General features: G+C 31.6%; 26 protein-coding genes and 1 pseudogene. 17 read left to right on the forward strand and 10 right to left on the reverse strand.

Annotation, left to right across the window (positions count from 1 at the left end; genetic code table 11):
• Nucleotides 1–2 precede the first annotated feature (2 nt).
• Nucleotides 3–554: a TetR/AcrR family transcriptional regulator gene (locus ACVBFA_RS09060; RefSeq protein ID WP_020363046.1), complete on the reverse strand. Its 552-nt coding sequence runs from the start codon at nt 552–554 to the stop codon at nt 3–5.
• Nucleotides 555–694: 140 nt separating this feature from the next.
• On the opposite strand from ACVBFA_RS09060, the gene ACVBFA_RS09065 reads away from it, so the two are divergent.
• Both ACVBFA_RS09065 and ACVBFA_RS09070 read left to right on the forward strand, forming a co-directional pair.
• On the forward strand, nt 695–1,342 hold the full coding sequence (locus ACVBFA_RS09065) for an HlyD family secretion protein (protein WP_001831502.1): 648 nt from the start codon (nt 695–697) through the stop codon (nt 1,340–1,342).
• Nucleotides 1,343–1,354: 12 nt separating this feature from the next.
• The gene (locus ACVBFA_RS09070; protein WP_126122643.1) at nt 1,355–3,331 is read left to right on the forward strand and encodes a DHA2 family efflux MFS transporter permease subunit; all 1,977 of its coding nucleotides are present in this window, start codon (nt 1,355–1,357) and stop codon (nt 3,329–3,331) included.
• Between the two features lie 179 nt (nt 3,332–3,510).
• On the opposite strand, the gene ACVBFA_RS09075 is transcribed toward ACVBFA_RS09070, so the two are convergent.
• The gene (locus ACVBFA_RS09075) at nt 3,511–4,143 is read right to left on the reverse strand and encodes a hypothetical protein (RefSeq protein ID WP_126122781.1); all 633 of its coding nucleotides are present in this window, start codon (nt 4,141–4,143) and stop codon (nt 3,511–3,513) included.
• A 216-nt stretch (nt 4,144–4,359) separates the two neighbouring features.
• Between ACVBFA_RS09075 and ACVBFA_RS09080 the strand changes: the two genes are divergently transcribed.
• Entirely contained in the window at nt 4,360–5,259 is a 900-nt protein-coding gene (locus ACVBFA_RS09080) for an alpha/beta hydrolase (RefSeq protein WP_126122382.1), read from the forward strand.
• 138 nt (nt 5,260–5,397) lie between these two features.
• Here the strand turns inward: ACVBFA_RS09080 and ACVBFA_RS09085 are convergent, their stop codons facing one another.
• Together ACVBFA_RS09085 and ACVBFA_RS09090 are read right to left on the reverse strand one after the other, a co-directional pair.
• Nucleotides 5,398–5,784, reverse strand: coding sequence for a hypothetical protein (locus ACVBFA_RS09085; RefSeq protein ID WP_002491122.1), 387 nt, complete (start codon nt 5,782–5,784; stop codon nt 5,398–5,400).
• A 2-nt stretch (nt 5,785–5,786) separates the two neighbouring features.
• On the reverse strand, nt 5,787–6,263 hold the full coding sequence (locus ACVBFA_RS09090; protein ID WP_126122381.1) for a thioesterase family protein: 477 nt from the start codon (nt 6,261–6,263) through the stop codon (nt 5,787–5,789).
• 106 nt (nt 6,264–6,369) lie between these two features.
• On the opposite strand from ACVBFA_RS09090, the gene corA reads away from it, so the two are divergent.
• Complete coding sequence (gene corA / locus ACVBFA_RS09095; RefSeq protein WP_002447236.1) at nt 6,370–7,317, forward strand: magnesium/cobalt transporter CorA; 948 nt, start codon at nt 6,370–6,372, stop codon at nt 7,315–7,317.
• A gap of 43 nt (nt 7,318–7,360) precedes the next feature.
• Nucleotides 7,361–8,410 (forward strand): type 2 isopentenyl-diphosphate Delta-isomerase, encoded by a 1,050-nt coding sequence (gene fni, locus ACVBFA_RS09100; protein WP_002487588.1) that lies wholly within the window; start codon nt 7,361–7,363, stop codon nt 8,408–8,410.
• Nucleotides 8,411–8,565: 155 nt separating this feature from the next.
• Here fni and gltS read toward each other — a convergent pair whose 3' ends face one another.
• Nucleotides 8,566–9,774 carry a sodium/glutamate symporter gene (gene gltS, locus ACVBFA_RS09105; RefSeq protein WP_002447238.1) on the reverse strand — a complete coding sequence of 403 codons (1,209 nt, stop codon included), beginning with the start codon at nt 9,772–9,774 and terminating at the stop codon, nt 8,566–8,568.
• Between the two features lie 318 nt (nt 9,775–10,092).
• Here gltS and ACVBFA_RS09110 point away from each other — a divergent pair, with 318 nt between their 5' ends.
• From ACVBFA_RS09110 to ACVBFA_RS09120, 3 genes are read left to right on the forward strand one after another with little or no spacing between them, the layout of a single operon-like run.
• Nucleotides 10,093–10,413: a PadR family transcriptional regulator gene (locus ACVBFA_RS09110; protein WP_002447239.1), complete on the forward strand. Its 321-nt coding sequence runs from the start codon at nt 10,093–10,095 to the stop codon at nt 10,411–10,413.
• The gene (locus ACVBFA_RS09115) at nt 10,410–10,970 is read left to right on the forward strand and encodes a DUF1700 domain-containing protein (protein ID WP_002491130.1); all 561 of its coding nucleotides are present in this window, start codon (nt 10,410–10,412) and stop codon (nt 10,968–10,970) included. Before ACVBFA_RS09110 ends, ACVBFA_RS09115 begins: the two co-directional genes overlap by 4 nt.
• The gene (locus ACVBFA_RS09120) at nt 10,967–11,770 is read left to right on the forward strand and encodes a DUF4097 family beta strand repeat-containing protein (RefSeq protein ID WP_046044449.1); all 804 of its coding nucleotides are present in this window, start codon (nt 10,967–10,969) and stop codon (nt 11,768–11,770) included. Before ACVBFA_RS09115 ends, ACVBFA_RS09120 begins: the two co-directional genes overlap by 4 nt.
• Before the next feature lie 154 nt (nt 11,771–11,924).
• On the opposite strand, the gene ACVBFA_RS09125 is transcribed toward ACVBFA_RS09120, so the two are convergent.
• Nucleotides 11,925–12,533, reverse strand: coding sequence for a DNA-3-methyladenine glycosylase (locus ACVBFA_RS09125; RefSeq protein WP_002457274.1), 609 nt, complete (start codon nt 12,531–12,533; stop codon nt 11,925–11,927).
• 207 nt (nt 12,534–12,740) lie between these two features.
• Here ACVBFA_RS09125 and ACVBFA_RS09130 point away from each other — a divergent pair, with 207 nt between their 5' ends.
• Nucleotides 12,741–13,313: a DUF805 domain-containing protein gene (locus ACVBFA_RS09130; RefSeq protein WP_126122380.1), complete on the forward strand. Its 573-nt coding sequence runs from the start codon at nt 12,741–12,743 to the stop codon at nt 13,311–13,313.
• 507 nt (nt 13,314–13,820) lie between these two features.
• On the opposite strand, the gene ACVBFA_RS09135 is transcribed toward ACVBFA_RS09130, so the two are convergent.
• Nucleotides 13,821–15,431 carry a ribulokinase gene (locus tag ACVBFA_RS09135; protein ID WP_126122379.1) on the reverse strand — a complete coding sequence of 537 codons (1,611 nt, stop codon included), beginning with the start codon at nt 15,429–15,431 and terminating at the stop codon, nt 13,821–13,823.
• A 590-nt stretch (nt 15,432–16,021) separates the two neighbouring features.
• Here ACVBFA_RS09135 and ACVBFA_RS09140 point away from each other — a divergent pair.
• Entirely contained in the window at nt 16,022–17,032 is a 1,011-nt protein-coding gene (locus ACVBFA_RS09140) for an aldose epimerase family protein (RefSeq protein ID WP_126122378.1), read from the forward strand.
• A 77-nt stretch (nt 17,033–17,109) separates the two neighbouring features.
• On the opposite strand, the gene ACVBFA_RS09145 is transcribed toward ACVBFA_RS09140, so the two are convergent.
• Complete coding sequence (locus ACVBFA_RS09145) at nt 17,110–17,790, reverse strand: MOSC domain-containing protein (protein ID WP_002457270.1); 681 nt, start codon at nt 17,788–17,790, stop codon at nt 17,110–17,112.
• 165 nt (nt 17,791–17,955) lie between these two features.
• Between ACVBFA_RS09145 and ACVBFA_RS09150 the strand changes: the two genes are divergently transcribed.
• The gene (locus ACVBFA_RS09150; protein ID WP_126122377.1) at nt 17,956–18,648 is read left to right on the forward strand and encodes a ribose 5-phosphate isomerase A; all 693 of its coding nucleotides are present in this window, start codon (nt 17,956–17,958) and stop codon (nt 18,646–18,648) included.
• Between the two features lie 197 nt (nt 18,649–18,845).
• Here the strand turns inward: ACVBFA_RS09150 and ACVBFA_RS09155 are convergent.
• A pseudogene (locus tag ACVBFA_RS09155) lies at nt 18,846–19,069 on the reverse strand (hypothetical protein).
• Here ACVBFA_RS09155 and ACVBFA_RS09160 point away from each other — a divergent pair.
• Nucleotides 19,047–19,226 (forward strand): hypothetical protein, encoded by a 180-nt coding sequence (locus ACVBFA_RS09160; protein ID WP_002447249.1) that lies wholly within the window; start codon nt 19,047–19,049, stop codon nt 19,224–19,226. The pseudogene ACVBFA_RS09155 and the gene ACVBFA_RS09160 overlap by 23 nt on opposite strands.
• A 405-nt stretch (nt 19,227–19,631) precedes the next feature.
• Here the strand turns inward: ACVBFA_RS09160 and ACVBFA_RS09165 are convergent, their stop codons facing one another.
• A complete protein-coding gene (locus ACVBFA_RS09165; RefSeq protein WP_126122376.1) occupies nt 19,632–20,780 on the reverse strand; it encodes a CPBP family intramembrane glutamic endopeptidase in 1,149 nt (382 codons plus the stop codon).
• A gap of 247 nt (nt 20,781–21,027) precedes the next feature.
• Here ACVBFA_RS09165 and hutG point away from each other — a divergent pair, with 247 nt between their 5' ends.
• The 5 genes from hutG (at nt 21,028) to ACVBFA_RS09190 (ending at nt 26,044) form a co-directional block, all read left to right on the forward strand.
• A complete protein-coding gene (hutG, locus tag ACVBFA_RS09170) occupies nt 21,028–21,963 on the forward strand; it encodes a formimidoylglutamase (protein WP_126122375.1) in 936 nt (311 codons plus the stop codon).
• A 471-nt stretch (nt 21,964–22,434) separates the two neighbouring features.
• Nucleotides 22,435–23,553 carry an amidohydrolase gene (locus tag ACVBFA_RS09175; RefSeq protein ID WP_002490809.1) on the forward strand — a complete coding sequence of 373 codons (1,119 nt, stop codon included), beginning with the start codon at nt 22,435–22,437 and terminating at the stop codon, nt 23,551–23,553.
• A gap of 85 nt (nt 23,554–23,638) precedes the next feature.
• The gene (locus ACVBFA_RS09180; protein WP_126122374.1) at nt 23,639–24,520 is read left to right on the forward strand and encodes an SDR family oxidoreductase; all 882 of its coding nucleotides are present in this window, start codon (nt 23,639–23,641) and stop codon (nt 24,518–24,520) included.
• Between the two features lie 281 nt (nt 24,521–24,801).
• The gene (locus ACVBFA_RS09185; protein WP_002487147.1) at nt 24,802–25,413 is read left to right on the forward strand and encodes a flavin reductase family protein; all 612 of its coding nucleotides are present in this window, start codon (nt 24,802–24,804) and stop codon (nt 25,411–25,413) included.
• Between the two features lie 43 nt (nt 25,414–25,456).
• The gene (locus ACVBFA_RS09190) at nt 25,457–26,044 is read left to right on the forward strand and encodes a hypothetical protein (protein ID WP_126122373.1); all 588 of its coding nucleotides are present in this window, start codon (nt 25,457–25,459) and stop codon (nt 26,042–26,044) included.
• The last annotated feature ends 8 nt before the right edge of the window (nt 26,045–26,052 follow it).

The following is a 26,052-nucleotide window of genomic DNA, read 5'->3' on the forward strand; positions in this document are numbered from 1 at the left end:
TTTTATCGTTGTAATTTAATTGTATTTGCTAAAAGAACTTGAGCAACCTCTTGAGGAGATTCGAGGCATCCATTACGTAACCAATCGATAAATACACCTGCTTGACCACCAACTGAATAAATGATAAACATACGTTTATTATTTATTGAGGTTTCATATCTATCCATGACTTTTTCATAACATGTTTTAGTGGCGTTAATGTAATCTAATGCAATATCTTTATTAGGATATGTTACAAGCGTTGCTCTGTAGAACGCTTCTTTACGTTTAATATATTTGGCTATCAATAAGAAAAATTTATATAATTTTTTTTGATCTGTTTTGATATGATGAAAATCGTTATAGAAGGATTGTAGTAATGACATATATTTGTTTAAATGATAATTTTGAATCTTATCTAGTAATTGATATTTATCTTGAAAATGATCATAAAAAGTAGAGCGATTCACGCCACTATAAGCACATATCATTTTAATGGTTATTTCATCAAAAGGATAGTATTCTAAAAGTTCGATTAAACTTTTTATTATTTTATATTTCGCACGTTGTTTCATATATTCACCTAAATCAAAAAGAAAATTTAAATAAATAAACTCTAAACCAACACAATTATTAAAAATGTTGGTGTATTTTTTATTTACACATCTCTATAATAGATAAAGTGAATTTTAAAAGCAAATAGGAGGGTATATTCATGAAAAAAATGATATTAATCAATGTGATTACTATCATTGTCCTAGTTGTTATTGGTGTGTTAGGCTTTTGGTTCTGGCATAACACAACAAGTTATGTGACAACTGACAATGCAAAAGTTGATGGAGATCAAATAAAAATCTCAAGTCCTGCATCTGGACAAATTAAATCTCTTAATGTTAAGCAAGGAGACAAACTTGATAAAGGTGATAAAGTAGCAGAAGTTTTAGCACAAGGCCAAGATGGGCAATCAAAAGATATGAACATCAAAATGCCACAAAAAGGTACGATTGTTAAAACAGATGGTATCGAAGGTTCTATGACTCAAGCAGGGAACCCAATTGCATATGCATATAATTTAGATGATCTATATATAACAGCTAATGTAGATGAAAAAGATATTTCTGACGTGGAAAAAGGCAACGATGTTGATGTAGATATCGACGGTCAAAAAGCATCAATCAAAGGTAAGGTTGAAGAAGTAGGCCAAGCGACTGCAGCTAGCTTTTCATTGATGCCTTCATCAAATAGCGACGGTAACTATACGAAAGTTTCTCAGGTAGTACCCGTAAAAATCTCTTTAGATTCTAATCCATCTAAAAATGTTGTCCCAGGTATGAACGCTGAAGTTAAAATTCATAAAAATTAAGGGGGTCATTTTATGACAGCGACCTTCATTATTATATATATTGTAGTAGCGCTCATACTCATTGGTTTTATTAATTTCTTTTTAATTAAGCGTAAAAGAAAAAATAAAGACAGAAGAGTGGAACAACGTTCGACAATAGATTCTAAGAGAGAAAGCAATCAATCTAAATTTAAAGCAAGCGATTTAGAACAAACAACTAAGTCAAATACTGATTCAACGCAATCAAATGATATTGAAGATGAAAAACGAAAAAATCACTTTGACTCAGAAATAGATAATGCATCTCAATCTATCAATACAGAAAGTAAAGAGGATAGAAACGCATTAAGTCATAAGAACCAAGAGGAAGATGACGCATCAAACGATGTGTTGAACCCTATCGATCCAAATTCTACTGAAGGTAGAGTGAATGAAAGAATTAAAAATCAAGAGTCTAACTTTATTTTTGGTAAAGGTATAACAAGAGGTAAAATTTTAGCGGCAATGTTATTTGGTATGTTTATCGCGATTCTAAACCAAACTCTATTAAATGTGGCATTGCCTAAAATAAATACAGAGTTTAATATTTCTGCCTCAACTGGTCAATGGTTAATGACTGGTTTTATGTTAGTGAACGGTATATTAATACCTATTAGTGCCTTTTTATTTAATAAATATTCTTATAGAAAATTGTTTATTATAGGTTTAGCACTATTTACGTTAGGTTCCTTAGTTTGTGCAATCTCATTTAATTTCCCAATTATGATGAGTGGACGTATATTACAAGCCATAGGCGCAGGTATATTGATGCCGTTAGGTTCTAACGTTATTGTTACCATTTTCCCACCTGAAAAACGCGGTGTGGCAATGGGGACAATGGGCATTGCAATGATATTAGCACCTGCAATCGGTCCAACACTTTCAGGTTATATTGTGCAAAATTATCATTGGAATGTGATGTTTTACGGCATGTTCTTTATAGGTATTATTGCTATCGTAATTGGTCTATTTTGGTTTAAGTTGTATCAAAGTACGACAAATCCGAAAGCAGATATCCCTGGAATTATTTATAGTACGATTGGATTTGGTTCCTTATTATATGGTTTCTCAGAAGCCGGTAATAAAGGATGGGGATCAACCGAGATTGTAACAATGTTTATTGTTGGTACGGTTTTCATTATCTTCTTTATTTTAAGAGAACTAAGAATGAAAGCGCCAATGTTGAACTTGGAAGTATTAAAATATCCAACTTATACACTTACAACTATTATCAATATGATTGTGATGATGAGTTTATACGGAGGAATGATTTTACTTCCATTATATTTACAAAATCTTAGAGGTTTTTCAGCATTAGACTCTGGATTATTACTATTGCCAGGTGCATTAGTCATGGGAGCATTAGGTCCGGTGGCAGGTAAATTGTTAGATACAATCGGTATTAAACCATTAGCAATATTTGGTATTGGTATTATGACGTATGCGACATGGGAATTAAGTAAATTAAACATGGATACAACATATCTTCATATTATGTGGATATATATTGTGCGTTCATTTGGTATGGCGTTTATAATGATGCCTATTATGACAGCAGGTATGAATGCTTTACCACCACGCTTAATTTCTCATGGTAATGCGTTTGTTAATACAATGAGACAATTAGCTGGTTCAATTGGTACAGCTATTTTGGTTACGGTTATGACGACACAACAAACAAATCATCTTTCTGCTTTTAGTGAAGAGTTAGATAAAACGAATCCCGTCATTCAAGACCATATGCGTGAACTTGCCCAACAGTATGGTGGTGAGTCTGCAGCAATGAAAGTATTACTCGAACATGTCAATAAACTTGCATCTGTAGAAGGTGTAAATGATGCATTCATTGTTGCTACAATTATTAGTGCGATTGCACTGATATTAAGCTTGTTCTTACAGGCCAAGAAAAAGGCTCAATTATCAGCTGAAAAAGCAAATGCTGAAGATTATCCTTCGCAACAAGATAAATAATTAAGAGATGTAAATAACCACCTACGACGTTAAGAGCGTCTAGGTGGTTATTTTTATAAAAAGACAAATTCTATATTATTTCAATAGAATTTGTCTTTTTCACTTATCCAGAAACTTTATGTCCCGGAATCATAAACAAAAGAGATGATTCTCGTATTAAAAGAACATTAAAATCATCTTTATTTAATACGTGGTAAACGATTACGGAAAAACAAACTTACAATCAATAACGCAATACTACATCCAATGAGTATCAGTGCATTGTGAATCGCATCTGCTTCAGTTAATACTTGTTCTGGTGATACTGTTAAATAATATTGTTTTAGAGATTCGGAAATTTTCTGAGCAATTGTATGTATGATATAACTGAAATACAATGTAATGACTAGCATAATAGCTAAAAGTAATATATTGATTACTTTAAGTGCTGTGCGATTAAAAATAATTGTAATTACGGTTATAAACAAACTAATCAGACATAGGACAAAGAAAATATTAAATATAATGATGAGATTATCGACAGACTGTTGTAATTGATCAATATTACCTAAATTTAAATTACCGATTTTTGTAACGGTATCTTGAAAATTTCTTAATTGATGAAAATTTATAGTTTCATTTACAAATGAAATTTTAAATATAGGTTGTTTAAGCATGCTATAGCCAGTAATAGCAGTTAATACTAAAACGAAAACTTGAATAATGAGACTTACCCATGAACGTTTCTTTTTACCATATCTTTTTCCACGATGGATTTCTTGATGTTCAAATTGAGAGTTGAATTGTCTTTGGTTTTGTAATGTTTCAGACATTTAAATGCCTCCTTTATATGCAAATTTACTAAGTTTATCTTTTTGATTTTATGTCTGTTATAATTGGGTTTAATCTAGTATCCTTAGTATTGATTAAAAAATATTTCTTTAAAATGACATACTTATCATTATATCTTTTTTTTGCAAAGGTATATAGATATTTAAACAAATTATTTCTTAAATTTAAAATTTTAATAGAGGTAGGTAGATTGATTAATGAAAAATAGAATGATGAATCGCGTGGTTAATAAATACATTCTTCACAATAGATCGATACTTTTTAGTAGTCATGATGAAGTTAAAAAATTTTTAGAAAAGAGAAGTATCGAAAATAGTAAAAAACATCAGCAACCTGCGACACTTAATGTAAAGTCAAATTTAGATAAACTTACTCTAAATGATATGCAAGTGTTTAGATTTAATTTTAGACATGAGAAGAATCAAAAGATACTCTATCTACATGGTGGATATAATACTTTGCAACCTTCTCCATTTCATTGGAGACTTTTGGATAAACTAACTTTAAATACATTGCACGAGGTCGTTTTACCTATCTATCCAAAGTCACCGGATTATCACTACTTAGAAACGTTCAAAGCGATTCGTGATGTTTATAATCAATTAGTTGAAGAAGTTGGTGCGGAAAACATTGTTATGATGGGGGATGGTTCTGGTGGGGGACTAGCATTAAGTTTTGTTCAATCACTTATCAATGATAATCAAGAAGTCCCTAGAAAGTTATTTTTACTTTCACCGCTTTTAGATGCCACTTTAACTAATCCTAATATTACGCAAACGTTGGAAGAAAATGATATCTTAGTTAGTCGATTTGGTGTTCATCAACTCATGAAATCTTGGGCAAATGATTTACCTTTATCAGACGCGCGTATATCACCATTATATGGTACTCTAAAAGGGTTGCCACCTATATATATGTATGGAGGTGGCAGAGAAATATTAAGCCCAGACATGCATGCATTTACTCATGCTCTAGAGGAATGTGGGAACGATGTTGAGTTTAAAGAGTATCCTAAAATGGTGCATGATTTTCCTATCTATCCCATACGCCAATCCCACAAGGTGTTAAAACACATCACTAAATCAATTTTAGAGTAGGAATTGAATAGATTGCTAACTGAATTTTAAAAGTGATATGAATGTTGTTCTAAAAGGAAGGATGAAGTCAATTACCAATGCTATGCTTATCAACTAGTGATGAATGAGATAATCATTTTGTTTAAACAATAGTATTTATTAAAGGAAAGTTTGTATTTTGCTGATGATATCATATTTGCCTTTATTTACATAGTAAGTTGATAGAAATGATTCGAAGTCCTTTGACTGATTTATTTGGTGAATAATATCTTCTTGTAAAGAGAATTGTTTACTTTGAATTTGTTTTTGATAGTCATGACAGTGATCTAGTAAGACATTCTCATGGCTAGTGTCGATGAGTAATAAAAGGTAATCAATTGCTTCTTTTTGGCCTAGAATATAGCTCATTTTCATAGCACGCTTCATCAATTGAGGTGCTGGGCCGTTCATAAACAAATATTGTTGTTCATTTAATTCTGACAATTCGTATTTTACAGTGTCTTTTAAATTCATGAGCTCTATTACTAATTTTTCTCTTATAGACATTATTATTCTCCTTTATATGGTATTCCAATTGAGTGGCTTAATTGTGGTGGCCATTCAATTTTTTCTTGCTTATGAGCATAATCTTGTATAGCATTCAGATAATGTTTTGGAAATGGTGCAGCACGACGTTGTGTCCTATCTATTCCTAACATCATAACCTCATTGGTTGCAACAACTTCTTGATTATCAATTAACATTCTCAGAAAGAAATGAGTTCGTTTGTCATCGTAATTATAAAGGAATAACTCTATATTGAATTCTTGACCAAGTGTTAATTCATGTAAAAAAGTAGTATGTGTTTCAACAGTAAAAACTGTATACTGTAGACGGTCTCTCTCTGGTAATGATAAACCATGAACCTCATTGAATTTATTAATGACTTCGCTAAAAATAATATTATAATATGCGTCATGCATATGATTATTATCATCTATAGCATCTTCTGTCACAGTTCGGGTTACGGTAAATGTCTTGTTCATTTATTTAACCTCCTTAGTTATAACACTATACTAACCGAAAAGAGCACATACATGTAACATAATTCATGATAAAATGTAATTTATAAAGTATGAGGGGGTAAGAAAGATGACGGTGACCGTTAGATTTCAATCTTTATCGCAACCTCTTACATTAGTTTCAAATGTGAAAGAGATTCCTAAAGATGCAACGATTATATGGTATGATTTTGAAAATGCCACTGATGAAGAAAATGAATATTTAAAAAATCATTTTGATTTCAATTACTTAGAAATAGATGATGCTATCAATGGTGACCCACGAGTTAAATATAAAGAATATGACGCGTATCAATATATGATATTTCATAGTATTATTAATGATGATTACTCACCAATCTCACTAAGTGTATTTTTAGAAGGTAATGTTTTAGTGACATACCATCACAAACATTTCCCATCATTAAAGCGTGTAGCTCAATACAATTCAGAAAATCATGATAGTGAATTAGATTGTGCAGATATCGTCATTCATATTCTGGATTGTATGGTGGATAAATATTTTAACTTTGTTTATGGTATTGAAGATAAAGTGTATAATTTTGAAGCTAAGCATGTCGATGACCGCTATAGTAAGAGCGTTATGGAAAATGTTTTTCAATTACGTTCGGATTTAATTAAAATTAAACGCGTATTATTTCCGATGCAAGAAGTTGTAGATACAATGAAACAAGAAGGAAATATAATTAAAGATGCCAAACATAGAATGTATATTCAACATATTGATGATCATCTTATTAAACAAAGAAGTGTTATTCGGACTTCTCAAGAAATGACGAATGAGATTCGTGAAAATTATGAATCATTCACGTCATTTAGGATGAACAGTATAATGCAGATACTTACGCTTGTATCTGTTATATTCTCACCACTCACTTTTATTGCTGGTGTATATGGAATGAACTTTGAATTTATGCCTGAGTTGAAATGGCATTATGCTTATTTCGTGTGCTTAACTCTAATGCTAATTATAACAATAATATTAATCATATTCTTTAAAAAGAAAAAATGGTTTTAAAACTATATATATATAAATAATTTAACAAAGGTAGGGTGTTTTAATGAGTGACTCACAAAGAGAACAGAGGAAAAATGAACATGTAGAAATCGCAATGTCACAGAAAGATGCGCTGGTTTCAGATTTTGATAAAATGAGATTTGTTCATCATTCCATCCCCAGTATTGATGTTAGTCAGGTCGATATGACAAGTCATACAACGAAATTCGATTTGGCATACCCAATCTATATAAATGCAATGACTGGTGGAAGTGATTGGACAAAACAAATTAATGAAAAATTAGCAATTGTTGCTAGAGAAACTGGAATTGCAATGGCGGTGGGATCAACACATGCAGCTTTGCGAAATCCTAATATGATTGAAACATTTAGCATTGTGCGTAAAACAAATCCCAAAGGAACCATTTTCAGCAATGTGGGTGCCGATGTACCAGTGGATAAAGCTCTACAAGCGGTTGAATTATTAGACGCTCAAGCGCTACAAATTCATGTGAACTCTCCTCAAGAATTAGTCATGCCAGAAGGGAACCGTGAATTTGCTTCATGGATGTCAAATATTGAATCTATTGTTAAACGCGTTGATGTTCCAGTTATTATTAAAGAAGTTGGTTTCGGAATGAGTAAAGAAACGTTACAAGCGTTGCATGATATTGGTGTTAACTATGTTGATGTCAGTGGACGCGGTGGGACTAATTTTGTTGATATTGAAAATGAAAGACGTTCGAAGAAAGATATGAATTATTTATCTCAGTGGGGACAATCTACCGTAGAATCCTTACTTGAGAGTACTGAATTTCAAGATCGATTAAATATTTTTGCTAGCGGTGGCTTACGAACGCCACTCGATGCTGTGAAATGTTTAGCATTAGGTGCAAAAGCAATAGGGATGTCTCGCCCGTTCTTAAATCAAGTAGAACAATCAGGTATTACAAATACCATCGACTATGTAGAGTCTTTTATTCAACATATGAAAAAAATTATGACGATGTTAGATGCGCCGAACATTGAGTGTTTACGACAAGCAGATATCGTAATGAGTCCGGAGTTGATATCATGGATCAATCAACGTGGTCTTCATTTAAATAGAAAATAAAAAATGAAATAGTATATTGTAATAATTTCAACATACAAATAAAACGATAATTCCCAAGTGAGATTTATAGGAATTATCGTTTTTTATATAGTTATGCCGAAATGTAATGGGTTTTTATTATAAAGCGTGTACTTATAATAAAAAAGGTGATTGGTTTAACTGAAAAGTTGAATAAAACTCATAACAATAATTACACCGATTAAGTCGATGAGGAAAGCACCAACAATAGGAACTACTAGATATGCTTTAGGAGAGTTGCCAAACTTTTTAGTGATAACATCTAAATTAGCCATCGCATTTGGTGTTGCGCCCAAACCATGACCAATAAATCCTCCTACCATAACAGCAGCGTCGTAATCTTTGCCGAGTCCTTTAAATAATATGAAAATCGAGAACAGTACCATAAATACGACTTGTACAAGAACAATTATGATTAGTGGGATAGCTAAAGAATATATTTGAGTTAGTTGGATACTCATTAAAGCTAATGATAAAAAGATGCCTAATGAAATATCACCTATTTGTTCGCTCATTTTTAAATCAACGATATCCCAACCAATAAAGTCTGTAGCATTTCTAATAATTACTGCTACAAACATTGAACCAACATACATTGGAATATTAACTCCGGTTAAATCGGTAAAAGTATTGCCAATATATGTTCCTAATGCCATGCAAAATACGAGTATAGAAAATTGTATAAAAAAGACTTGAATAGGTTTATATTTTGTATGTAATGATTGATTGTATTCAACGATACCATAATTTTTAAATGAATCGTCACGATGCTCTGGCTTAAGATCATAGCGTTTTATTAAATATTTAACGATGGGACCACCAATGAGTCCACCGAATACAAGGCCTAGTGTAGCGGCAGCTAAAGCAGCTGCAACTGCTGAATCTACACCCATATCTTGTAAGGTTTTACCATAAGCTGCAGCATTACCGTGACCACCCTCCATTGACATTGAACCTGCTGTAAGACCTAATAAAGGTTTAATGTTTAAGAGTTTAGCGAGTGATACACCAATAATATTCTGACAAATAGCCATAATTCCACAAAAAGTGAAATAAATCAACATGACTTTTCCACCAATTTTGAATAGTTTTAATGATGCGCCCAGTCCAATTGTAGTAAAGAAAGCGAGCATAAAGAAATTCTGAATGAACGCCGAGTCAAGTTTTATTTTAACGATATTAAATGAATCTAATATAGCCACTAATATTGCAAATAAAAGACCACCAATGACAGGTGCCGGAATACAGATTCGCCTTAAAATAGAAACATGGTTGATTATTGTTTGACCAATTAAATATAAAACACATGCCAAACATAATGTGGTAATTGCATCAAATTCTATCATTTAAAAGCCCCCTTTGTATGAAACCCTATATAACTAGTTATATATTAGAGTAACTCAATGTAAACCTTATAAAGTCCCATAATACACATTATACATACACGAATGAAATAAATCCAGTTTGTCAAATAATGATATAAGTATATTAAAAATATTAATTTTTATAATTTATCAATAAAAGATGATGAAATTTGTATAAAGATATGTGTATTAATAAATTAGACACAGTACCTTGCAATGTATAGTAGTAGGTGCTATAGTTATTTTGAATCACTACTGTGTATAGTTTAATACTGTTTATACGATTGAGGAGGTAGGTATATGAATGCACAGTTTAAGAAAGGTGCTTTAGAATTAATCGTTCTGCTTATTATTAAAAAAGAAGATCAGTATGGTTATTCACTTGTACAAAATATCTCGAGATACATGACCATAGCTGAAGGTACAGTTTATCCTCTACTAAGGCGTTTGGTTAAAAGTGGGGAACTGAGTACGTATTATCAACCTTCAACTGAAGGACCGTCTAGAAAGTACTATCAATTAACTCAACAGGGGGCTGCGAGGGTTGATCAATTGGAAGAGGAATGGAAATTGTTTACGGAAGCTGTAGAACATTTCATTGAGGAGAGTGAGAATGAATGAATAAAAATGATTATTTAAAAGAACTTAAAAGGCATTTGAAACATATGAATAAAGAAGAAAAAGAAGATATTTTGAATGAGTACGATACGCACTTTTATAGCGGACAGCAAGAGGGAAAGTCTGAATCAGAAGTATGTGAAGAGTTAGGTAATCCAAAAGTAATAGGTAAGGAACTTACAGCTACTTTTAGTGTAGAAAATGCACATCAAAAAGTGTCCTTAATGAATATTTCATCCGCAATTGTAGCAGTAATGGGGCTAAGTTTGCTTAACTTTTTTATTGTTATAATACCAGCTTTTTTAAGCATTCTGCTCGTATTAACCTTCATCATTTTTACTCTAGCTTCACTAGTTGCACCATTGATGTTGCTCATTAAAGGAATTATGGATGGTTTTCATTCCATTATCCTATATGACATATTTATGACTGGTTTAATGTTTGGTGTTGGACTTGTACTTGCAGTGGTGACTTACTACCTCATTAAGTGGCTATTTTACTTAACTATGAAATATTTAAAATGGAATATCTCTATTGTCAAAGGAAGTGTACAATCATGAAAAAAATTGCAGCGATAATATTATTAATAGGCTTGTCACTAATTATTATTTGTAGCGTGGGAGTATATGCACAAAATAAAAAATTGAGTAAAGACAAGCAATATAATGATCAAACAACAAATTTAATGAAAAACTATGATGATAATACTGTGAAAAGTATTTATGTTGATGGAAAAGTAAGCGATATAACTGTGAAAAAAGGTGAACATTTTTCGGTTAAGTCCAAAGGGAATGACAAAAATTTAAACGTCACTAGCAAGGTGAACAATCAACATTGGGTAATTACAGAGCGTCAAACAAGGCCGCATATTAATTTTAGAATACAAGGTAATGTTAGTAATCATATTACGATTACAGTACCTAAATATATTAAAAACATAGATATTAAAACTAATGATGGGGATTTAAATGTTGTTGGAGTAAATAGTGACACAGGAAGATTTGATACTAAATCTGGAGACATTAAAGTTCAAAACGGACGATATAAAAAGGTGACACTTCATAATGAGGATGGAGATATTCATACAAAAGATATTCATTTTAATCATGCTGATATTCAAAATGACAATGGGGATATTCAAATGAAACAATTGACCCCTGATATTCCTTTACGTATTAAAAATGAAGAAGGGGATATAAACTTGAATTATAAAAAAGAACTTCATCACACCCAAATCATCACTCGTAATGAAGAAGGGCAAACAGACATCGATCATCGTGTGTTAAATAATAGTAAAGTTGACAATGGGAATAATAAAGTGAAATTAATTAATGAAAATGGAGATATTACAGTAAAATAAAGGCATTTTTCTATCATTAGCTCAAAAATTGAGGAAAGAGGTATTTTCAATAAACAATGAATGGTGTATTTTAAAATGCACTTTTCTGCAGATTTTAATTTGAATAAATTTAGAAAAAGGAAGTAGGACAAATAATAATATCCTGCTCCCTTTTTTATTTCCATGTATCGTCGGGATTTTGAAAATCTGATTTGCGCATTCTAGAGACATATGGATTGCCTTTAACAGTGAAACGTAGTGGTTTATTTGTCCATTCTCCTTTATTAGGAATACCGATACGACCACTTTCTACAATAGTTTTTGGATATTTGCGATGATTGGTATCTATAGATAATTTACAGTCATTTAAGGTTGAGCCATCAATTGACCGTGGAATATTGAAAGCTTTAGTCCATTTTCCTGGACCATTAGTGAGCTCGTATCCAGATTTTCCACGATTGACGTTCATAGCGCCGATACCTTCATCTGGTTCAATAGCACGAATAAGTACACCTTCTGGAATGCCCTCAGTTCGTGTAACAAAATTGATTAATAAATGTGTATGCATCACATGTGCATATATTGTGCCACCTTTTTTATATAAAGATGTCACTTTTGGCGTTATTTTGCCACCAAAACCATGTGCCGCTTTATCTTGTATACCTAAATAAGCTTCAGTTTCTACAATATATCCAGTATATGTTTGATAGTCATCTTGGTATATAATTTTAACACCTAATAAAGCTTTTGCAGTTTGGGTTGTCTGCTGATTTATAAAGTCCAAATATATCATCTCTCTTTTTTATTAAAAGAATTTACTTAAAAAAATGTAAATTGAAATATTATATTTTATATTACTATTTTTATTTAAAATACTTTTTGTTATACTTTCAATATGAGTTTTAATAGAAATAAACTCTTTTTAATGTAACAAATAATGTGTTGATTTAAAACACTTGTTTTAATGACAAAATGAAAAGGAGTATATCTAATGAGAGAAAAAGTTAGATTTACACAAGCTTTTAAATTATTTTGGACTAACTATTTTAATTTTAAAGGGCGCTCTCGTAGAAGTGAGTATTGGTTTGCTATGTTATGGCATTTAATTTTTATGATTCCTACAATTATTGGTTACGCTTTTGGAATTATCTCTTTAATATTAAGTGAAACTTTTAAAAGTTATGGATTTCTCTTGTTGGGGGTAGGAATTTTAATCTTTTCTGTGATTTATATTTTGATTTATAGTTTAGTTACATTAATACCTAATGTTGCGATATTATCAAGAAGATTCCATGATCGCTCAATGACGATGACTCTCCCGATTATTTTTTATGTTTTCACTGTCATTTTATCTGGTTTTAATTATATACCAGATATAGATAATTCACCGGTATTAATATTTATGGGAATTATCTGCTTAATCTACTGGATTGGGTCGATATTAATATTAGTATTGACTTGCTTAGATAGTAAAACAGAGTCTAATAAATATGGACCAAGTCCAAAGTACAATCGTAACGAGACAAATTTCCATGGTAATAATGCTAATCCAGTTGATAAATAAAATTTAAACAATAATATAGCCCGAGACAATCTTGATTGTCTCGGGTACTTTAATTGTATCGATAGTTTTTTAATTGATTTGAAAATGTTCATGTATTCAGCGTAAGCGTTATCAAGTAGTTATTAATCCTTGCATGCCTTTATATGTATTTTAGCTCTTTTGTTGTCGTTCCTCTGATAACAAAAGCTCAAGTTAAGCTTTAATTATCAAGTTAAGCTTTAATTATCAAGTTTAGTTATTTTTGTGATACTTATTTTGTTCTTCATGCTATATGATAATAGAAAAATACGTGTTTACAGCAAACCAGAATTTATTAAACGTCATTAAGTCAATAAAAAACAACGAGTTTAGCTTAAGATTAATTTCGCTATATATTCGCTGATTCATATCACTGTGGAACTTCTTATGCATCGACGTCCTATTGCATCAATGCTGACATGTTTATTCATTTCAACTTTAATCATGGTATCGGTGATTAAAATTAAACGTCTTGAAAGGGATAACAACTTAAATCAAATATGATAATTCAGGATATTGACGACCTAATAAATCATGTAGTTCACAATATTTATGGTAAAGTGGTTCATATGCTTGAACTTTTTGGAATTCAGGTTCTTGTATATAAGCTATAGGTTGCTTCATAGATAATGCCGCCTCTTTTAATGTACTATATGCGTTACCAACAGTTGCACCTAACATCGCTGCACCTAATGCTGAAGCATTAGACGAATCTAAGACGACAACCTTTTTATTTAAGACATTTGCATAAATTTCAACGAGTAATTTACTCTTTTGTGGGATACCGCCAGATGCATATACTGTATGAACAGGGATATGATTATCTTCAAATTGTTTCATAATTAATTTTGTTCCAAATGCTGTAGCTTCAATATATGCTCGATGAATCATTTCATATGGTGTTTGAAGTGTAAGACCAAAGATACTTCCAGTTAGATGGCTATTACTTAGTATACTACGATTTCCATTCAACCAATCTAAAACAACAACATGTTGTTCTTCTATTTTAATATGACTTGCTAATTCTTCTAAATAGTTAAGCACAGGCATATGATGTTCATTTGCTTTATCCACAATATGTTTAGGTGCTTGGTTCTTTGAGTATTCGAACAAATCACCGACAGCTGGTTGACCAGCTTCATAGGCATATAATCCAGGTATAATAGCATTTTTAACTGAGCCAGTTATAGAAGAAATGGGTACTTGCTTTGAATCTAACATGAGATGACAAGTACTTGTACCAATGACTGCAGTGAATTCTCCAGCTTCTATTGCCCCAACACCTAAGACGCCAGAATGTGCATCTATGATAAAAGGTGAAACCTGGACATCTTGAGAAAGACCCCATATCTGTTGATAGTCTTTACATAAACGACCTGCACTTTCTCCAATTGATATGATTGGCGCTTCACATTTTTCTTTGACGATTTTAGGTAAATCTGGATCCACGCTATGGAAGAACTCGTAATTAAACCCTGCATCATTGTCCCAAAAACCTTTAAAGCCAATACCACAATTTGATCGTACATTTGAATTTGTTAGTATACTAGTAATGTAATCTCCAGCTTCCATTATATACCTTGCTCTTCTAAGAATTTCTGGTGCTTCATGTTTAACTTCCATGATTTTCGGTATCATCCATTCGCTATTTACGCTTGAGCCATAATAATCTAACCAATTTTTATTCTTACTCATCTGAATCATATGGTTTGCCTCATCTTGAGCTCCATGATGTTTCCATAATTTTACGTACGCGTGTGGATTTGTCTTTAAATCTTCATGACGATGAAGCGGTTCAAATTGTTCATCGAGAAAGATAATTGTACTGCTTGTAAAGTCGACTCCAATACCAACCACATCGTTTTTATTAACTTTACTATCTTCTAATACAAATTGAACACCTTGTTCAAGAATTTGTAAATAGTCGTCAGCATTTTGTAAGAAGTAGTTTTCAGGTAACGGTTTATCATATAATGAGTTCATATAAGTTCCGTTCGCATAGTCTTCCTCATATCTTGATATGATATGTCCGTTGGATGTGTCAGCTAATATCACCCTTCCAGAAGCGGTTCCAAAATCAATTCCTATACTATAACTCATGTGTATGCCTCCTATATATAGCGTAATTGTAATCAATCATATTGTTCTGAGTCGACGATTTGATGTTCAAGTATAGTTTACATGAATGTAAGTGTTTACAAAAATAATAATTATATTTTCGAATCATCTGACATACAATTTATTTACGTTAATTGCCGAAATCTATGGAATATTACAAGAAAAAGTGTAACAATATGTAAGTGAAACACTGTTGATAAAAGTTGAATTTAAAAAGTCTTATATTGCTATTTTAAAGTATAAAGTGTTTGATTTGTTTAGCCAAAAAGCTACCCCTTTTATGGCGAACGTCTTAAAAAATCAGGGAATTGAAAGTAATGTAAGACTTTGAACGTTCTTCTATGTAAAAATTTGTCCAATTAAAAGCAGATGTTCTTATATCATTATTAACTTTTAAATCAATCGCTAGGCTGGCGATTATAAATACAAATCAAATTGATATAAGTAAGTAATTATAAACACTGTTAACTAAGGTGATGAGGGGAATTAGGACAGGTGAGATAGAGGCCTTTAGTCATTGAAATATAGTTAGAAGGGCGTTAATTTTACAAGGTTGAAAGGGAGATTATGTAATGATATCTAAAGTTGAACATCAAAGACACGGTTTAGATTTAATTAAAATTGATAATGACGATACGAAAATTGTATTTACAAACTATGGTGCAAGAATTGTTTCTTGGAAATACCATGATAACAATATCGTTTTGGGGAATGTAGTAGAAGCAGATGAATTTTATTTTGAAGAATCTTTTAATTTTGGTGCTACGATAGGTCGCTATGCAGGTAGAATTGAAAATGCATCATTTAAATTAGATGATGATACTTTTCAATTAGAATCAAATGATGGTCAACATCATTTGCATGGGGGCAGTCATGGATTAAATAGACGTATTTTTGATTATGAAATAGTTGATGATATTGGACAAGTAAAGATTATATTCACAACAACGATTAAAGAAGAAGAGGACAATTATCCTGGAGATATGATGGTAAAGGTTATTCACACTTATGATGCCAATCATCGATGGTCCGTACAATATGAGGCAAAATCAACAAAAAAAACAGTATTTAATCCTTCAAATCATGTTTATTTTAATTTGAATCGTGATAACAATGTTGTCTATAACCACTGTATTAATAGTTCAGAATTAAAAATGTATATGTTAAATGATAAACATATTGTTAAAGAGGAGCAATCTCTTGATTTACATCGATTATTGGGTACAAATAAAGTCTATTTAAAAGATATTTTTGAAAGTGACAATGAAACTTTGCAACAACAAATTAATCATTATAATGGCATTGATCATCCTTTCGAATTTGGTGGAAATGAGCTTACCATTGATAATTCTGAATTTGAACTTAATATTAAGACTGATATGCCTCACTTTGTAATGTTTACGTTTAATGATCCACAAGTTTGGAACAATGATTTTAATATTTATAAGGCGCATTCTGGATTTTCCATCGAAACTCAATATATGCCTAATGATATAAATATGTACGGCGCCAAAGCTCAGTCTATTTTAGAGGCAGATACATTATTTACATCTAAAACAAGTTTTCAAATTCATGAAAAGTAGTATTTTTATGATGATTATCATCATTCATTGCAATACATATGAGAGTCTGAGCTTAAAAGTTTCAGACTCTTTTTAAACTACTTATCGTCAGAATTAATGAATTTTCTATTTTCGGCACGCGTTTTCATTTTCTGTAGTTTTTCCTTTCGATCAGGTGAAAGATAAGGATTTCGAAGAGCATGATAAATTAATCTTAAATTATCACGCTCATTATAGAATAGATGATTTAAGTCTTTCACAGATAGACGTGTGTTTGATTCTGCCTTTTTAATGAGTTTTAAATTATCACTCTGATGTACATATCCTTCTTTTATAACTCTAAAATAAAATCCAGTTTTACCAGATTGCGACATTTTTTGAACTAAATTAGGTATTGCATATTTAGCTTGAATTTTCCAACAAGGTTCTCGTATATCTGATACTTCTATGATTGTATCGCCTAGTTGATACTGATTACCAAAATAAACATCGGCTTCATCTAGATGTTCAACTGTCAAATTCTCACCAAACATTGCATATTCAGGTAATTGATGTAAGTCATCTTTAAATAATTGATAATTAGATTTACTAAAACAACATATCGCTTTATGTATACCACCATGTTTATGATAGGCTTGTTCATCGTCCACGAACCCAAGTCGATTGAGCCACATTTGACCTTTAAAAGGAATTTTGTTTAACGCTGATTGCATTGGTTTATAGTTACCATAAGACAATGTTTCTATTTTGCCAATAGATATGGCATTCACTTTAATCATGTATATCACGACCTTTTAATTTATAAGCTATTATCAAGTGTTGATACAAATAGTTTAACAATAAAATGAAATGATTAATATGAAATCAAAAATGAGGTATGTTAAAAAATTGAATCTCATGTAGAATATAATTAGATACTTTTATGAAGAGGAGAGCAACGACCCATGAAAGATGCAAAAGAGCTAAAATTGATGACCTTAGAAGATGTACTTAGTCAAATTGAAAATGGAATGACACTAGGAATAGGAACAGGGAGCACAATTGAATTATTAATTCCCCAAATTGCTGAATTAATTCAGCAAAAGAATTATACAATCACCGGCGTCTGTACTTCTAATAAAACAGCATTTTTAGCTAAAGAATTAGCTATGAATATAGTTGATGTAAATGATGTTGAGAAAATCGACTTAGCAATAGATGGCGCTGATGAAGTAGACAGTGCGCTTAACCTTATTAAAGGCGGTGGTGGAGCCTTATTTAGGGAGAAGGTCATAGATGAAATGGCTGACCGATTTGTCGTTGTTGTAGATGAAAGTAAACTCGTCAACTATTTAGGAGAAACATTTGCATTACCAGTTGAAGTCGATAAATTTAATTGGTACCAAGTTGCCAAAAAAATTGAGTGTACTTATGATATTCATGTAAGCAGAAGAGTTAATGAAGATGTACCGTTTATTACCGACAATGGTAATTACATATTAGATTGTTCATTGCAAAATCGAATTCCTGCTTATGAGCTACACGAATTTTTAATTCATTTAACTGGTGTTCTTGAAACAGGATATTTCCTCGATATTGCCGATCAAGTAATAGTAGGAACACAAGAAGGCGTAAAAATATTAAATAAAGAAACTTAGCCATTATATTAAGCTGAGATGTTAAATTTAGATAAAGCATTTGTGTTAAAGTGATTAACTTACACAAACAATACATACTAGAGTTGTAAAGACATGAATGACATACAATCTTATCATAGTCATTGAGTCCGCCAATTTGTAATAAAGTTAGTTCAATAACTGATTTGTGCTGAACTCCGAAAATGTAAGATTGTATGTCAATTTTTGTTTTCTATGTTATTGATTGAGGCAAGCATTTTTATTTTGTTTAAATTCAATTTTGTTATAAACGTTAAAATCAATTTATCTAATTGATGTAAGACATCAACTAATTTTTTAAGCAAAAGTTTATTGGTGTTTTAGTAATAATTTTTGAAAAAATAGTTAGGTCTTTAGCTGGGGTAAAAGGAGGTTTTATTTTGAAAGTTTTTTTATATTTCATTTACTTTTTCGTTGCGTTTTTTGTTGTTGATTCTTTAATTAGCTTGGTATTTCCAATTGAATTTGATGTGTATACAAATTTAATTACTGCATTCTTTTTTGCAGTTTTTATGACACCATTATTTTTTGTATTAAAACAAGACAAAAACAAAAAATAGAATAAAGATATATAATGGAAAAATTGATAGATACTGAGAAGAATATTTAAGCGTAAAAATGTTATGGTGTTTAAATATTACGATTAATAAAGTAATATGGATGAATTTAATATCCTGCTAATGCAAACCCTAGTAAGTAGATTAAGATTCTAAATGCAAAAGCAGTTATCATCTTAATAGTTCTAATGAAACACAATAAATTATCTTTAATCAATATAGCGAATGTATATTGATTGTTATTTAAATTGATAGATATGAAAAAGCCAGTCCAATGATTAAGGTGTTGAACGTAATCATTAGACTGGCTTATTTATGCATTTTAATACTAAAAATAAAAAGTAATACTAAAATCAAACTTTTAGAGTGCGAATCATTAATACAAGATCTATTTTAAAGTATCAATTATTACTGTGATTTATCTGTGTCGGCTTTATGATCTTCAACTTCGTGAATTTCATCGTTAACATCGTTGACCACTGATGAGTGTCTATCTTCGGTATAAGTTGAATGATCTCTAAGCTTATCATTGTGATTTGTATCCGTTTCTTTATTAACTGAAGAGGCGTCTTCTTTATAATCAGAAGTAGCAATCGCATCGTCACTCTTATTAGGTTTCTTTGATTGATATTTGTCATTATCAATTTCTTGTTGCTTTGTTTCATCTTTAGATGATACATCATGATCTGAAGTTGAAGAGGCGTCTTCTTGACTTGGTTCTTCATCTTGAATATGAGATAAATAATTATTAGGATCAACTTCGTCTAAACTTTGTTTCGTCGTTTTATAAACAATAGCACGAATGATGAGACTAAGAATAATAAATGAAACACCCACAATTGTTGTAGAAAGTGCAATGACTTTCATTGAGAAAAGGTCGCCTGTTTCTTCACTAAATAAAAAGACGAGAGCAAAAGTCATGGATGCGTGAAAGGCAGTTGCAATATAAATTGTACGACCATTAGTAGCTCTAATTAATTCACCAATAATCATTGAAAACATGAATGTATATAAGAAATGGTATCCGGCGTATTCTACACCATATGTCGTATTAGCTGTAAATACTGAATAAATAAGACCAACAATAATACTCGCAAAAAATGTATTCATTCTTGTTTCAAGAATATTTTGTAAGTAAGAACGGAAACCAAACTCCACTACAAAAGCCATTAAAATATGACCAATTAGTATAGTTAGTAATGATACTGATAAATCTGAAGTTTGTAATAGGATGAAACTATCAGCATAAGTATTAAAGCTAAACAAGCCGATCATTAAAATGATAAGTGGTAGAATGAGTGCTAAAAGTAGACGCTCAATCACCTTTAAACTGATAGAAAATTTCAATCCTGCTAATTGTTCTTTTCTGTGTTTAAATATTAATATGCACACAATTGCAGCTATGAAAGGAGCTAAATCTTTAATGCTAAAGACAAAACGTTTCACTCCGATAGTCGCTTGAAAATCTCTGAGTATCACGGACAATGCCATTGTAATAACGAAAAATACAAAGACCATCATAGCCCATTGGAACCCAGAAAATCTAGAGTTTTTCATTGTATGTAACCTCCATTAGGTAACAAGCTTAAATTGATTTATTTACAATTATACATCTTACAAGCATATGTTTAAATTGTCTATTTTAATTATAATCAAAATGTAATAGTCTTGAATCATTTTGTTAGCTAATCGTAAATAATTTTATCATTATATGGGTATGTTAAAAGAGCAAGCATTGATAAAGAAAAATTCAATAGTTATACTTTAATTAACTTAACTGATAAAAATTCAAGGGGGATATATCATGTATCAACTTGCGCAATCTAATCTATGGACAGGTCGTTTAGATAGTGAAACTGATCCTACACAATTTAGGCATTTCCAAACTGTTAAATTCGGTGATTTAAGTCAATTAGATTTTTCGGAGAAACACAAAGGCGTGGGCTTATTAGGATATGCAATTGATAAAGGAGTAGAATTAAACAAAGGACGTGTAGGTGCAAAAGAAGGCCCCAATGCCATTAAGCGAGCTTTTGCTGGATTGCCAGATTTGAATCAATGTGAAGAGATTATAGACTATGGTAATGTAGAACACAATCATGAGTTGCTAATAGATACACAGCGCGAATTCGCAGACCTTGCTGCTAAGTCTATGAAACGACATAAACAAACATTTTTACTTGGTGGTGGTCATGATATAGCATATGCACAATATTTAGCTACTCGTAAAGTTTTTCCTGAGTCGTCAATAGGTGTGATTAATATAGATGCGCACTTTGACACACGTTATGAGGATTATTCAACCTCTGGTACTAGTTTTAGACAAATTCTAGAAGAAGATGATAATGCAGATTATTTAGTGTTAGGTATATCTCAAGGTGGTAATACACAAGCTTTATTTAATTATGCTAAAGAAAAAGATATTCAATTTGTATATGCAGATGAATTACTACATCAGGTGTCTCCCCCTATTAAAGATATGATAGAACGTTTTATCCATAATCATGATACGGTTATGTTCACAATTTGCATGGATGTAGTAGATAGTGCATTTGCACCAGGAGTAAGTGCACCAGCTGTCCTAGGTATATATCCACATACAGTTTTCGAACTTGCTAAACGTGTCATTCCAAGTGAAAAAGTAAAATCTATAAGTATAGCTGAAATGAATCCAACGTATGATTCAGATCAAAGAACTGCTAAATTAGTTGCTAATTTAGTACATCATTGTTTAATTTAAAGTTAGAAGTCGTCATGTAAAAATTTAATAAATTTAGATATACTTAGTTTCAAAATGCCTGTGATATTCGTTGATGTCTCGGGCATTTTGACGTTTTTTGACAGTTTATGACTGAATAAGAAATGGTGTGTTAGTCACAAATTAAAATGTCATACTTGTTATCGTAATAGGAATAACCATTTATTGTGAAGATCGTTCATTTCACTATGAAAGAGAATTTTTAATGCATGTTTATCATATATTCCAGTAATCTAAGCAGTAACTAATGAGACATGTAACTGTTTCAAAATGTTTGCGCTTTTTTAAATTATTTTAATAAACTAGCTCTTAAAAACGTTGAATATTTAGAATTTTCCGATAAAATGTTAAGATAACTTTACTAAAATTGACAATTAAGTTAATTAAAAGAATGCTAAATCACAAGTAAAGCATATGAATAAATTAGAAGTGTGAGAAAGGGCTGAGCGATATATGACAAATTATTCTACTTATGTAAATTGGAGAAGAACGTTTCATCAATATCCTGAACTTTCAGATGAAGAATATGAAACTACAGAAACGTTACGGAAAATACTCAAAAGTTATGGTATACGTATACTGGATGTCCCTTTAAAAACAGGTTTAGTAGCAGAAATTGGGCAAGGAGAGGAAATGATAGCGGTAAGAACAGATATTGATGCTCTGCCCATAGAAGAACAAGTGAAGCATGAATTTACATCAAAGCATCATGGTGCAATGCATGCATGTGGTCATGATATTCATATGGCAAGTATATTAGCTACTGGTACTCAACTAAAAGAGATTGAAGATGAATTAAATGGACGCGTTCGATTAATATTTCAACCTGCTGAAGAATTAGGACATGGTGCATTTGAAATTATAAATACTGGAGTACTTAAAGGAGCTAAAGCAGTACTTGGTTTTCATAATTATCCCACTTTAAAAGTTGGTGAATTTGCTATTAAATCGGGTGCAATTACCTCTGCTGTAGATCGTTTTGAGTTTAATGTTAAAGGTAAAGGTGCGCATGCTGCAAAACCTGAGCAAGGAAACGATCCAGTCATCGTTGTAGGACAACTAATCAATAGTTTACAAACTATTGTTAGTCGAAATTTATCAGCTTTTGATAGTGCAGTTGTAACAATCGGTGAAATTTCTTGTGGTAACACATGGAATGTTATAGCTGACAAAGCTTATATACAGGGCACTGTTCGTTCATTCGATGAGGATAAACGTCATTATATTGAAAATAGGATGAAAAATATTGCTGATGGTTTAAGTCGTGTTTTTAATGTGGATATTGATTTAACTTATTCAAGACTACCTGGTGCAGTAGTAAATGATGCACATCTAACACAAGAAGCAATAGAGGTCGCTAAAAATGTTGGCTATCATGTATCAATGCTCGATGAACCGGTTACTATTGGAGAGGATTTCTCAGGTTATACAGAAGAGTACCCCGGTGTTTTCGCATTTATTGGCTCCGACAGTAAATTTGATTTACATCATCCTAATTATCATCCGGATGAGCGTATTTTGGAAAAAGTTCCTCAATATTTCGTACAGCTCGTTCAACGTTTATTGACATAATTTGTGATTTCATATTTTCTATGATTAAACGTACATGATAACTGGGTATACAGAAAGCATTAAATGAATTAGGAGATGATTTGAAATGTCAGCTCAAGATCCGCGCAATAAATTTAAAACTGATAATTATGAAAAACAGGAACAAGAAGTTCCAGGTATACAAGCTAAAATGTCACCACAACCAGATTGTGGGGAAGATTCTTATCATGGCCACCATCGATTAGATGGCTTTAAAATACTAGTGACTGGTGGCGATTCAGCAATTGGACGTGCGGCAGCAATTGCTTATGCTAAAGAAGGTGCAGATGTAGCGATTAATTATTTACCAAGTGAACAACAAGATGCCGATGATGTAAAACAGATCATTGAAAATGTTGGGCAAAAAGCTATCTTAATTCCTGGTGATATTAGAGATGAACAATTCAACTATGACATGGTTGAAGAGGCTTATCAGCAATTAGGTGGTTTAGACAATGTAACGTTGGTTGCTGGTCATCAACTTTATCAAGATGAATTATCGGAGTTTAAAACTCAAGATTTTACTGAAACGTTTGAAACGAATGTCTATCCGGTATTTTGGGCAGTCCAAAAAGCGCTTGAGTATTTACAACCAGGAGGGTCAATTACAACAACATCTTCAGTTCAAGGTTATAATCCTAGTCCAATTCTTCATGATTATGCGGCAACGAAAGCTGCAATTATATCTTTAACAAAGAGTTTTTCAGCCGAATTGGGTCCTAAAGGTATTCGTGTTAACTGTGTTGCGCCTGGACCGTTTTGGTCACCACTTCAAATTGTCGGTGGCCAACCACAAAGCGCTATACCTACTTTTGGGCAAAACACACCGTTAGGACGTGCTGGTCAGCCTGTTGAATGTGCTGGGATATATGTGTTATTGGCTTCTGATGATGCAAGTTATATTACTGGTCAAGTATATGGTGTGACTGGTGGGACTCAAATAGATTAAATTAACTATAGCATATTAATTAGTATATATTTTCAAAGTGAAAGCACGACGAAGGTGCTAAACATCTTACAAAACTATACAGTTTAATATAAGATTTGTTTATGATAATAAGCGCCTAGGACAAATATCAATGTCCTAGGTTTTTTATCTTATAGGCAAACAGTGATTCAATTGAATATACGATCTTCTTTAACTCTTTTTCAATTTTGTCTACAAAGGGACAACAATAGTTAAATAGTAAATTTTATACTTTAAATAAAAATTGATTGGATTGATTGATAGTGAAAAAAATAAAAGCTGAAACACTTTCAGATAAGCAAAATTACAAATTACTTAGTGGAAGTATCATACCTAGGCCGATAGCATTTGTAACTACTCAAAATTTAAAAGGGGATATCAACGCAGCCCCGTTTAGTTTTTTTAATGTAGTTAATCATACACCACCTATGATCGCAATTGCTGTTCAACGTACAAATGGAAATAGAAAAGACACCTCAATAAATATAGAACAATCAGGTGAGTTTGTTGTGCATATTACTGATGAGGCTATTGTTAATGATGTGAATGAAACTGCTGCCCCGTTAGAATATGGTGTTAATGAACTTAAGAGAACTTCTCTAAGTATGATTGATTCTGATTTAATTAATGTTCCAGCAATCAAAGAAGCAAAAGTAAGGTTTGAGTGTAAGCTTCATCAAATAGTACAATTGGGCAACAAAGATAACGGGAGTGATTTGATAATTGGTGAAATTGTCATGTACCATATTGATGAAGAAGTTTATTTTGAAGATAGTAAAATTGATGCAAATCAATTAAATCCGGTAGCTAGGTTAGCTGGAAATGATTACTCTTTGTTAGGTCAAACATTTACAGTTAATCGTCCTACTTCATAAAGATAAAAAGATATTTACAAATATCATTTTAAGGGTGTCATTGATGAAAGCATATCTATATAAATTCATGCCGTTGCTCATTTTAGTTATAGGACTGATTGTCTTATACGTTATTAATGATTATCCCATATTGTTACATGTCATAGTGATTATTACTTTTATAACGAGTGGATTGAAAAATGTATATTTTGTTAATAATAATATTAGAAATCATATTATATGGATGAGCCCTAAACTCGATCGTATCCTTGGTATGCTTTCGGGCATACTATATTCTGGTATTTACGTGGTTAGCTTTATAGAGCAACAGCCTTTATGGATAGTGATACTTATTCTGGTATTAACAGTGGGTACTGCAGTTTTATTAGAAACGAAATTACATATTACATCATCTCAATTAGAGGAGAGGTTATCATCTGAACGGATAAAACGTAAAGTAATATCAAGACATAAGGCACAACGTCTTAAGAATATATTTTTTACTGTGATTGTTGTAGTAATCATTTCAATGCTCATATCATTATATTTAAAGTTAATGGTTATTTTTGGACTTGCATTAGCGATATTCATCTTTGCATCAATAAGTGTGGCTATTTTTGAAAAATACTTTACTATTATTGAAAATATGTAAACTATTAT

This window comes from Staphylococcus sp. MSU001, from assembly GCF_052976705.1.